This window comes from Flavobacterium sp., assembly GCF_046155325.1.
Classification (GTDB): Bacteria; Bacteroidota; Bacteroidia; order Flavobacteriales; family Flavobacteriaceae; genus Flavobacterium.
This window is the reverse complement of the sequence record NZ_JBJXDQ010000110.1, coordinates 1-4,537: the sequence shown is the minus strand read 5'-3', so window position 1 is coordinate 4,537 and position 4,537 is coordinate 1. Positions and strand designations below refer to the sequence as shown.

The following is a 4,537-nucleotide window of genomic DNA, read 5'->3' as shown; positions in this document are numbered from 1 at the left end:
TCTTGACTAAATCTTTATAGGTCTTTTGGTCTTCAGTATCACTCGGATTCATAGGCACTAAATCCATTCCGCAAATAGGACACGAACCCGGACTATCTTTGATAACTTCGGGATGCATCGGGCAAGTGTACATCGTTTTGCTAGCCGTCAAATCAGGTGATTTGACTAAATCCATTCCACAAACGGGACAATCTCCAGCTTTATCGTATACTTTTTCGCCTTCACAATGCATTGGGCAATAGTATTTGCCATTAGCATTATTTGGTGCTTTTATTTCTTGTTTATGGCTAAGGGAATGAGTAGCGCAACACGATTTTTCTGCTGGTTTGTTGCTAGAATCCGTGTGATTATCTAAGGCAATGGTATATTTTCCTGCAGCAAACAATACATCATGTAATTGCATTACTGGGATATGTTTTTCCATGATGATGGTCGCGATGGGTGGTTCCAATGTAACGCTCGCTTGAACACCTTCAATTGTATTCAATGCTTTTTCGACTTTGGTGCGGCAGCCATCGCAAGTCATTCCGGTAATCGTGTAAGTTTGTGTCATTTTTTAATTTAGTAAATAATCTAAACTAAGCCTGTTAAATTCATAACAAGTTCAGTACATTTTTCTTACCCAAAATTATTTGCTTTATTTCGCTTTTTCAGGAACTGGCTCTGTTAAAGGCATTCCACATTTAGAACATTTGCTGTTTAATTTGCCTTGAATTTCGGGGTGCATTGGACAAGAATAAATAGTAGAAACATCTTTTTTATCCGTTTTTCTTTCTGTCAACGCCATTCCACATTTTGAGCAATTATCACCTTTCATTCCCGTAATTTCAGGGTGCATCGGACAAGCGTATGTTTTCATATCCGTATCTCCATTCATCATTTCTGATCCATTGTTCATCATATGTGTATCAACCGTTCCTTGTTCTACTCCTTTTTTATTGCAGGAAATAGTTACTAAATTAAAACTACAATTGTTAAAATTATTTTTTTCATTTTTTTTCATTTTTAAAAACAATACCAAATGCTTTTTAATAAACATTTAGTATTGAATTGATTACTATTTACATTTTGCAAGCTTCTGCACATTTTTTGCAAGCATCGGCGCATTTTTTACAACATTCCATATCGTGTTTGCTGCATTCGTTGGCGGAATCTTCACAACATTGAACGCATAATGCACAAAGTGCATCGGCAAATTTTGAACCTCTAGCGCACAACCTTGCACAAAGAGCACAAATGTCGGCGCAATCGCGACACAATTTCACAAATTCTAAATGGTCTTTTACTGTTAAACACCTCTCAGCACATTTTTCACATTCAATCATACAGGCTAGGCACGCTTAGATACTTACTTGAATATTTTTCATTTTATGACTTTATTATTTGTAGATTAATTTCTACAAGTAAAAGTATAATGAGTTTATATCTATAATGTTACAGATTTATTTATTTAAGTTGTATAATTCATATAAAATTTATTTTATTACATTAAAAAAATTGTATTCCAGATTAAAGTAAAACCCATTTGGAGCTGTTCGCAACATTGAACTTTCTAACTCTTGTCGGTAAGCCAAATCTAAACGGGCCTGGCTGTTAAAAATAAATTGTATGGCAGGTACTATATCAAGATAGGATTTACCGTCTTCGTTTATTGTTTGTCCGACAAATTCAACCATCAAATTGATGTTAGTTTGCTTGAAACTGGTATACTTTTTGGGTACATTAATTTACCAAAGGACAAGGTGTAATTCGTAGCATTATCCCCAAAATCATCCGGGAAAGGATAGTTGGGTTTATTGTCAAATGCTTTTTCAAAACTAATTGATGCACTGATGGCTACTTTTTTTATCAATTTAGTAGCAATTATACCCGTTTCAAAACCAGAATTGTGACCTAAAATTTCTATTTGTTCCTGATGAATATCCGAATTATTGAAACTATATCTTCCAAAAGCTGCTAATCTAAAATGGCTGTTTAAATCATCTGTCGAGTAAAAACGGTATTTGGTATAAAAACTACCGCCTTCGGTTACCAGCTGATTACTTCGATTACTCACAAAAGCAGAAGCTCTTAACATCAGGTTTTTATTTAAACCATAAGCTACTTCGGGCATTAAATGATAGTTATAACCTGATATAAACTCTTCTTTAAACAACGATTGTGATATGCGAACGCTCAGCGTATTTGCAGGAATATTACTAGCAGGATCAGTAACTACAAAAAGTTCTTGACTGTAATTTTTTTGAAATACAAACACAAAAAAAAGAATAACTACTTTTCTCATTAGTTGATAATTTTAATATGAAAATCATCGTCGTTATTTGAGGCATAGGTTTCAACATTTTTGAACGACTTGGATAATTTTTTAAATTCTTTTTCTGTTACATACCCTTTGTCTAAAACTTGAAAAGTAACTTGATCTGAATCTATAGTTTTAGTGTCCACCAAAATATATTTTTCGTTTTTAATAAAACTTGATTTTGATGTAAGTGCCAATGAGCCAATAAAAAAACCTGCTTTTTCAACGCTTTCTTTAAAAGTTTTCGGGCTAATAGAAGCATTTTCTTTTAGCGTAACCGTAAAAGTATTGGTATTCAAATCGGTTTCGACTTTTGCCACTTCAGGCAATGCTTTTAATTGTTTGTTTATGGCATTGGAACACACAGAACAGGTTAAACCGGTCGCTCTAATTTCTGCTTTTGAAATTTGTGCATTTGCATTCGAGAAATTAAATACCACCAATGCAAGTAGTATTACGTATTGATATGATTTTTTCATATTTACTTTTTTAATAGTTTATTTAGTTCTTCTTCAGAGGGATTGAATGCGACTAGAATTCCTTTATCATCAAACAAAAACTGACTTGGCAATTCTTCTACTCCAAATAAAATGGCTGTTTTCGCATCAAATCCATCAGGGTCATTTAATTGGGTGAATTTTATACCGTCTTTATCAATGGCTTTTTTCCATTTCACAAGATCTTTATCTACAGAAACTCCAACAATTTCAAGTATTGAAGAATCTGTGTTTTTGTAAAGAGAAACTAATTTTTTATTTTCTTTTCTACACGTCCCACACCATGAAGCCCAAAAATCAATAAGTACATGTTTGTTTTTGAATGATGCGCTAGAAACAACTTCGTTATTGGTGTTTTTTAAAGTAAAAGTTGGTAAAGTGTCACCAACTTTTACTTGTGCTTGTAAACCAAAAGAAAGAAATAGTATAAAGATAGCCTTTCTCATTTCAGAATTATTTGATTGTTTCTACAACTTTTCCGCAACTCAACATCATAGAGCCAAAATATGGATTTTTGATAGTGTTTTCTTTGCTCAACCAATTAGCACCCTTTCCCTCATTTGCCATTGGACAAAATTGATAATACACGGTTTCTTCCGATTTGGAAGTTTTTATTAATTCGTAGATTGATTTAGAAAGTGTGTTAAAATGGTCTCTTTGGTGTTTAGCATCTTTTGTGTCTCCAATATGCTCAGCATCTTCTTTAAGACTATCTACAACTTTCATCCAAACCACGTGAACATCCATTTTTAGTGTATTCATATTTACTGAATTTATTGATGCTAGTAATTCTTTTGCAGCTGTTGAAGCCATTGCACCATCTGTTTTTACCAATGCATCTTTTAATGAAAAATAATTTTCATAAACAGGATTTAACTGACTCATTTTTGGAGTTTCGCTTGTTTCCATCGCAGCATGATTGTGATTTGCATGTTCATCTGTTGTTACAACAGTTTTTACTTCTGCTTTTACAGGAACTTTTGCTACTCGATCGTATTGGCAACACCCGTGAAGATTATTGTACACATCATCCGGCGCAATGAATTGATCACTGTCATAGCCAGCTAGAGCAATTTTTTTTAAGATTTCATCTGTATTGGTTTTTTTAGCATCATAAGTTATGGTAGCCATATTGGTTTCTTGATTCCAATCGACTGTTGCTATTTTTTTTAAGCTTCCTGCTTTTTCAATTTTAGATTCGCACATGCCACAGTTTCCGTATACTTTTAAAGTCTCGGTTTTGGCGTTTTTAATTTGCGCATTGATTGTTGTTGATAGCAATAGAACAATTGCTATCATTAAAGAATTTAATGAATTTTTCATCGTAAAAGGGTTTTGAAACTAAAGTTTCAGTTATTTATTAAATAATATTGAATATTTTAACAACGGAAAGTTGTTAGAAAAAAGCCATAGTTATGGCTGTAAAATTTGGTTTTAGCCTATTTTAGGAATAAGCCAAAGAGATGAAAACCCAGAAGATATATGGGTTTTTGGGTTGTTGAAGTTTTGATTTTGAGTTGAAAAATCAAAATTATTGTTTTTAAATTCAATTTCGTTTAATGAAATGAAATTTAAACTTACAGTAGTTGTATTTGTGCAGTTGGAGTGTCCACATTTTCCTCCACAAGAATTATCATTTTCTTTTTTATGTTTTTTGCAACAACAGTCTTTTTTTTCTGTTTTAGAAGTAAATTCTTTTTTACAACATGATTTTTCTGTTTTTGTACCACAGGCATAACTC

8 protein-coding genes are annotated in these 4,537 nt (G+C 32.7%); all 8 read right to left on the bottom strand.

The genetic code is table 11. The features are described from left to right. Positions 1-553 (bottom strand): heavy metal-binding domain-containing protein (locus tag ACKVOD_RS07595; RefSeq protein WP_409208871.1); only part of this gene is annotated, 553 nt, incomplete at its 3' end. A gap of 84 nt (positions 554-637) precedes the next feature. Further along, positions 638-1,003: a heavy metal-binding domain-containing protein gene (locus ACKVOD_RS07590; protein WP_409208870.1), complete on the bottom strand. Its 366-nt coding sequence runs from the start codon at positions 1,001-1,003 to the stop codon at positions 638-640. 472 nt (positions 1,004-1,475) lie between these two features. Further along, positions 1,476-1,676, bottom strand: a complete 201-nt coding sequence (locus tag ACKVOD_RS07585) for a hypothetical protein (protein WP_409208869.1) — start codon at positions 1,674-1,676, stop codon at positions 1,476-1,478. Beyond that, positions 1,676-2,284: a hypothetical protein gene (locus ACKVOD_RS07580; RefSeq protein WP_409208868.1), complete on the bottom strand. Its 609-nt coding sequence runs from the start codon at positions 2,282-2,284 to the stop codon at positions 1,676-1,678. Before ACKVOD_RS07580 ends, ACKVOD_RS07585 begins: the two co-directional genes overlap by 1 nt. Then, the gene (locus tag ACKVOD_RS07575) at positions 2,284-2,778 is read right to left on the bottom strand and encodes a heavy-metal-associated domain-containing protein (protein ID WP_409208867.1); all 495 of its coding nucleotides are present in this window, start codon (positions 2,776-2,778) and stop codon (positions 2,284-2,286) included. Before ACKVOD_RS07575 ends, ACKVOD_RS07580 begins: the two co-directional genes overlap by 1 nt. Positions 2,779-2,780: 2 nt before the next feature. Continuing rightward, positions 2,781-3,242, bottom strand: a complete 462-nt coding sequence (locus tag ACKVOD_RS07570) for a TlpA family protein disulfide reductase (protein WP_409208866.1) — start codon at positions 3,240-3,242, stop codon at positions 2,781-2,783. 7 nt (positions 3,243-3,249) lie between these two features. Next, the gene (locus ACKVOD_RS07565; protein ID WP_409208865.1) at positions 3,250-4,119 is read right to left on the bottom strand and encodes a DUF3347 domain-containing protein; all 870 of its coding nucleotides are present in this window, start codon (positions 4,117-4,119) and stop codon (positions 3,250-3,252) included. Positions 4,120-4,230: 111 nt separating this feature from the next. Continuing rightward, a partial coding sequence (locus ACKVOD_RS07560) for a hypothetical protein (RefSeq protein WP_409208864.1) occupies positions 4,231-4,537 on the bottom strand: 307 nt, incomplete at its 5' end.

Bases quoted from the DNA above. Each gene is read 5' to 3' on its own strand.
- ACKVOD_RS07590 (WP_409208870.1), bottom strand. From the start codon at position 1,003: ATGAAAAAAAATGAAAAAAATAATTTTAACAATTGTAGTTTTAATTTA.
- ACKVOD_RS07580 (WP_409208868.1), bottom strand. From the start codon at position 2,284: ATGAGAAAAGTAGTTATTCTTTTTTTTGTGTTTGTATTTCAAAAAAAT.
- ACKVOD_RS07575 (WP_409208867.1), bottom strand. From the start codon at position 2,778: ATGAAAAAATCATATCAATACGTAATACTACTTGCATTGGTGGTATTT.
- ACKVOD_RS07565 (WP_409208865.1), bottom strand. From the start codon at position 4,119: ATGAAAAATTCATTAAATTCTTTAATGATAGCAATTGTTCTATTGCTA.
- ACKVOD_RS07570 (WP_409208866.1), bottom strand. From the start codon at position 3,242: ATGAGAAAGGCTATCTTTATACTATTTCTTTCTTTTGGTTTACAAGCA.
- ACKVOD_RS07585 (WP_409208869.1), bottom strand. From the start codon at position 1,676: ATGGTTGAATTTGTCGGACAAACAATAAACGAAGACGGTAAATCCTAT.